Consider the following 4,965-nt stretch of genomic DNA (forward strand, 5'->3'; position numbering starts at 1 on the left):
GCGATTTCCAGCATCAGGCGGGCGCCGGTGCCAAGGCCGGGCGGGGCATCCTCGATCGTGACGGTGCTGCCATCGGCCGCCGCGAGCGTCAGCGTGACGCTGCCGTCGGACAGCTGGCGGCGCCCGGTCACCGTCGCGGCCAGCACCAGGGCGGCCGGATTGGTGGTGACGCCGAGACGCAGCGCCAGCAGGGCCTGGCGGCTGCCATCGGCGGCGGTCTGCAGCGCCTGATACAGGGGCCGGCTGGCGCCGTCGTCCGCCGGCAGGGCCGGTCCGCCGAGAAAGCGCAATTCGACCGGCTGATCCGGCTGGCCCCGGCCAGAGCCGGGCAGCACGGCCGACAGAAGCTCGCCCGAATCCCCGACGACGAAGCTGACCGGGGTTCCGGGCGGGGGCAGGCGGATCGGCGTTTCGGGGGTGAACAGGCCGGCGTTGGTGACCAGCGTGGGCCGGCCCTGTTCGTCCGGCCCGCCGACCACGGCCTGCAACAGGCTGCCGGCGGCGAGACGCAGCAACTCGGCGGCGATGCGAATGGCGGGGGGGGAGGCGGCCGCGGAGGAGGGGGCGGGGACAGCATGGCCACCCGGTGGCTGGTGTCCGGTCTCGCCACCGGTCCGCCCCCGGGCCTCGGCGGACGCGCGCTCGTCGCTGTTGCCGAGGCTGACCCCGATGGGGGCGGCGGGGCCGGTAATCGGGATGGTCATGAAGGCGGCTTCTGCAGATCGGCCGCCAGCGCCTCGACATCGCCCGCCGCCTCGGCATGGGGGTGCCGGGTGAGGAACGGCGTCTGGTAACGGATCGCGTCCTTCACCTTGTTGTCGCGGCGGATGATGCCGGCCAGCGGCGGGCTGAACTTCAGGAAGCTCTCGCAGGCCCGCCTCAGGGTCGCATAGGTGCGCTCGCCCTCGGCCTTGGAACTCGCCATGTTCACGACGATGCGCAGGTCCGGTCGCGGCATCAGCTTGCCCGCGACCTTGATGAAGGCATAGGCATCGGTCAGCGAGGTCGGCTCGTCGGTGGCGACGACGAGCACGGTGCCGCCGGTCGAGGCGAGGATCAGCTGGGTGGTGTCGATGCCGGCGCCGATGTCGATGATCACATTGTCGTAGCGCGGGCTGAGATCAAGGACGCCCTGGCGCAGCGCCGCGACCTCCTGCCGGGTCAGCGACGACAGGGCACCCGAGCCGGATTTGCCGGCGACGACGTCGAAGCCGGTCGCGGGCACGGCGGTGACCGCGGCGCCGAGGTCGTTGCCGGTGGCGATCACGCCGCCGAGGTCCTGTTCCGGCATCAGGCCCAGCTGGATGTCGATATTGGCGAGGCCCAGGTCGCCATCGAACAGCAGCACCCGGCGCCCGGCCCTGGCCAGGGCGTGGGACAGGGTGATGGACAGCCAGGTCTTGCCGACGCCGCCCTTGCCGGAGGCGATCGCGATGATGCGGCGACTGTCGGGGCGCCTCCCGAGCACGGCGGCAAGGGGCGGGGTCAGGGCCACGGGGGCTTCGGTGCTCATTGGGCGGCCTCGTCGTGAAGCTCGTCGGCTTCGATGTGGTCGTATTCGTGCATGACAAGTCGGGCAAGTTCGGTCGCGTCGATCGGGCGCAGGCCCTGGCCGACGAAGGGGCTGGCGCCGATCTCCGAAATCGCGAGGCCCCCGGCGTCGGCCGCGGCGATCAGGCTGCCGAAGCGGCGGGTGGCGTCCAGCCGGGTCACGATCATGCGCCGCGTGCCCAGGCGGGCGAAGGCGCGGGCGGTATCCATGGCGTCGTGGGCATCGGTGCCGGCGGCCATGACGAGCACGGGTTCGACATCGGCGGCGGCGATGAAGCGCGTGATCTGGGTCATCTCGCCTTCGTCGAAGGGATTGGCGCCGGCGGTATCGATGATGGCGCGGCGGGCGCGGCTGCCGCCGTGTTCGGTCTTGGCCAGTTCGGCCGGATTGGCGGCCAGGCCGAGCGGCTGGTTCATCGCCCGCAGGTAGGATTCGAGCTGGGCCGTGGCGCCGGCCTTCAGGGTATCGGTCGAGACGACGCGCAAGGGGGTGCCATTGGCGGCGGCCCGCGCCGCGATCTTGGCAGCGACCACGGTCTTGCCGGCGCCGGGCGGGCCGACCAGCATGATCGAGCGCTGGGGATGATCGGACAGCGGCTCGAAGCGCAGGGTGGTCGACAGCGCATGGGCGAGGGCTTCGGACGGGATGCCGCCCTCGAAGGCCCCGGCGAGACGCACCAGGCGTTCCACCTGCCGGCGCGGCGTGCGGTGATAGTCGAGCGCCCGGGTGATCTGCCGGGCGAAGGCGTTGCGATGGCGCGTCTCCTCCGGGGCGGAGGCGGCCGGGGCATTGATCTGGGCGAGGCGGCCGGCCAGCAGCGCCTCGATCGGATCGTCGTCCGGCCGGTGCAGCGAGAAGGGATCGGGCCGCCGGTCGATGGCGGCGCGGGGGTCAGGCACCGGCGGTGTCGCGGCCTCGACCGCGGCGACGACCTCGACCGTGCCGCGCGAGGCGCGCCTTGTCGAGACGATGATGGCGTCGGGCCCCAGCGCCTTGCGGATCTCGGCCATGGCCTCGGCCATATTGGCGGCGTGGAAGGTGCGAAGGCGCATGTCCTAGGCCTTCCCTAGATCTGGCCGAGGGTGCGCACGCGCGCCCTTGGGTGGATTTCGTTCTGCGACATGACGACGGTCTGCGGCCGGAAGCGCTCGACGATCGAGCGGACATAGGGCCGGATCCCGGGGCTGGTCAGCAGCACCGGCAATTCGCCGTCGGCGCCCAGCCGGTCGAGCGAGGCTTTCACCGACTGGATGAACTGTTGCAGGCGGCTGGGGGCGAGGGTCAGCTGCTTTTCCTCGCCCGGGCCGACCAGCGCCTCGGCGAAGGCCTGTTCCCAGTCGGCGGACAGGGGCAGCAGCGGGATGTAACCCGCCGGCCCCGTGTTGGCGAAGGAGATCTGGCGGGCCAGGCGGCTGCGCACATGTTCGGTGATGGTCATGACATTCTGGCTGTAGCCGACCGCCTCGCCGATGCCCTCGAGGATGGTCGGCAGGTCGCGGATCGAGATCCGCTCGGACAGGAGCTGCTGCAGCACGCGCTGCACGCCGGCGACGGTGAAGCGGCCGGGGATCAGGTCGGCGACCAGTTTCTGCTGCGGTTTCGGCAATTCGTCCATCAGCTTCTGGGTCTCGGCATAGGACAGAAGCTCGGCCATGTTGTCCTTGATCACCTCGGTCAGATGGGTGGTGATCACGGTCGCGGGGTCGACCACGGTCAGGCCGCGGAACTGCGCTTCCTCGCGTAAGGAGGTGTCGATCCAGGCGGCGGTCAGGCCGAAGGTCGGCTCCACCGTCGGCTCGCCCGGCAGGCTGACCGGCTCGCCCCGGGGGTCCATGACGAGCAGCATGTGCGGGCGGATGTCGCCCCGCCCGGCTTCCATTTCCTTCAGCCGCAGGACATAGGTGTTGGAGGCCAGCTGGACATTGTCGAGGATGCGGACGGCGGGCATGACGAAGCCCATCTCGGCCGCGATCTGGCGGCGCAGGGCCTTGATCTGGTCGGTGATGCGGGTGCCCGGCGCGTCGTTGATCAGCGGGATGAGGCCATAGCCGAGTTCGAGGCGGACGCTGTCGATGGCGAGGGCCGAGGAGATCGGCTCTTCCGCCGGCACGGCGCGCTTCTGTTCGGCGGCGGCGCTGGCCGCGCTGGTCTCGGCATCGCCCGTCTGCTTGCGCTCGATCCGATAGGCGGCATAGCCGGCGCCGGCGGCGATGATCAGGAACGGCAGGGCGGGCATTCCCGGCATCAGGGCGAGCACGAAGGCGAGCGCGGCCGCCATGCCCATGGCCCGGGCCGAGCCGCCGAGCTGGCCGAACAGCGCCTTGTCGGCGGTGCCCCTTGTGCCGCCCTTGGTCACCATCAGGCCGGCGGCGGTCGAGACGATGAGGGCGGGGAACTGCGAGACGAGGCCGTCGCCGACCGTCAGCGTCGAATAGGTGCGCATGGCGTCGCCCGCCGACATGCCTTCCTGCATCGTGCCGATGATGATGCCGCCGATCAGGTTGATCGCGGTGATCAGCAGGCCGGCGACGGCATCGCCGCGGACGAATTTGGCGGCGCCGTCCATGGCGCCGAAGAAGGTCGATTCCTGTTCCAGTTCGGTGCGCCGCTTGCGCGCCTCGTTCTCGTCGATGAGGCCGGACGACAGATCGGCGTCGACCGCCATCTGCTTGCCGGGCATGGCGTCGAGGGTGAAACGCGCCGCGACCTCGGCGATGCGGCCCGAGCCCTTGGTGATGACGACGAAATTCACGATGACGAGGATCGCGAAGACGATCACGCCGATCAGGAAATTGCCGCCCATGATGAGCCCGCCGAAGGCGGCGATGACATCGCCCGCGGCGTGGGTGCCCTCATGGCCGAATTCGAGGATGAGCCGCGTGGAGGCCAGGTTCAGCGCCAGCCGCAGCATGGTGGCGATCAAGAGGACGGTCGGGAAGGCGCTGAAATCCAGCGGCTTCTCGATGAACAGCGAGGTCATCAGGATGAGCACGCTGAGGGTGACGGACAGCGCCAGCGCGATGTCGAGCATCCAGCCCGGCATCGGGAAGATCAGCACCGTCAGGATGACGATGACGCCGACCGCCAGCAGGACGTCGCCACCGCGCAGCGCCGTCCCCAGGCGCCCCAGCAGGGCGCCGGCGTCGAAACCCGAATTGCCGCTATCCGCCATCGCCCCGGTCCGCCTCAGGCCACGCCGGTCCGGGCATCGCCGGGCAGGGGCACGGGCACGCCTTCGTCGGTATATTGCTTCAGCTTGTTGCGCAAGGTGCGGATCGAGATGCCGAGAATATTGGCGGCATGGGTCCGGTTGCCGAGGCAATGGTCGAGCGTGTCGAGAATGAGGTCGCGCTCGACATCGGCGACGGTGCGGCCGACCAGCGGCTTGCCGTTGCCGCCGGCCGCGCCGGCGG

At 70.4% G+C, this 4,965-nt stretch carries 5 protein-coding genes; all 5 read right to left on the reverse strand.

What is annotated here, in order from left to right:
• Positions 1 to 704, reverse strand: a 704-nt coding sequence (locus WAZ62_RS03550) for a hypothetical protein (protein ID WP_422642156.1), incomplete at its 3' end; no start/stop codon positions are given.
• Positions 701 to 1,513, reverse strand: coding sequence for a MinD/ParA family protein (locus WAZ62_RS03555; RefSeq protein WP_422642157.1), 813 nt, complete (start codon positions 1,511 to 1,513; stop codon positions 701 to 703). The genes WAZ62_RS03555 and WAZ62_RS03550, both read right to left, overlap by 4 nt.
• Entirely contained in the window at positions 1,510 to 2,604 is a 1,095-nt protein-coding gene (locus tag WAZ62_RS03560; RefSeq protein ID WP_422642158.1) for a hypothetical protein, read from the reverse strand. The genes WAZ62_RS03555 and WAZ62_RS03560 overlap by 4 nt, the downstream gene beginning before the upstream one ends.
• 14 nt (positions 2,605 to 2,618) lie before the next feature.
• Complete coding sequence (gene flhA / locus WAZ62_RS03565) at positions 2,619 to 4,724, reverse strand: flagellar biosynthesis protein FlhA (RefSeq protein ID WP_422642159.1); 2,106 nt, start codon at positions 4,722 to 4,724, stop codon at positions 2,619 to 2,621.
• 14 nt (positions 4,725 to 4,738) lie between these two features.
• On the reverse strand, positions 4,739 to 4,965 hold a 227-nt coding region (locus tag WAZ62_RS03570), incomplete at its 5' end, for a helix-turn-helix domain-containing protein (protein WP_422642160.1).

Origin of the sequence: Zavarzinia sp. (genome assembly GCF_049306435.1) — a bacterium.
Taxonomy (GTDB): domain Bacteria; phylum Pseudomonadota; class Alphaproteobacteria; order Zavarziniales; family Zavarziniaceae; genus Zavarzinia.

Bases quoted from the DNA above. Each gene is read 5' to 3' on its own strand.
- WAZ62_RS03555 (WP_422642157.1), bottom strand. From the start codon at position 1,513: ATGAGCACCGAAGCCCCCGTGGCCCTGACCCCGCCCCTTGCCGCCGTG.
- WAZ62_RS03560 (WP_422642158.1), bottom strand. From the start codon at position 2,604: ATGCGCCTTCGCACCTTCCACGCCGCCAATATGGCCGAGGCCATGGCC.
- flhA (WP_422642159.1), bottom strand. From the start codon at position 4,724: ATGGCGGATAGCGGCAATTCGGGTTTCGACGCCGGCGCCCTGCTGGGG.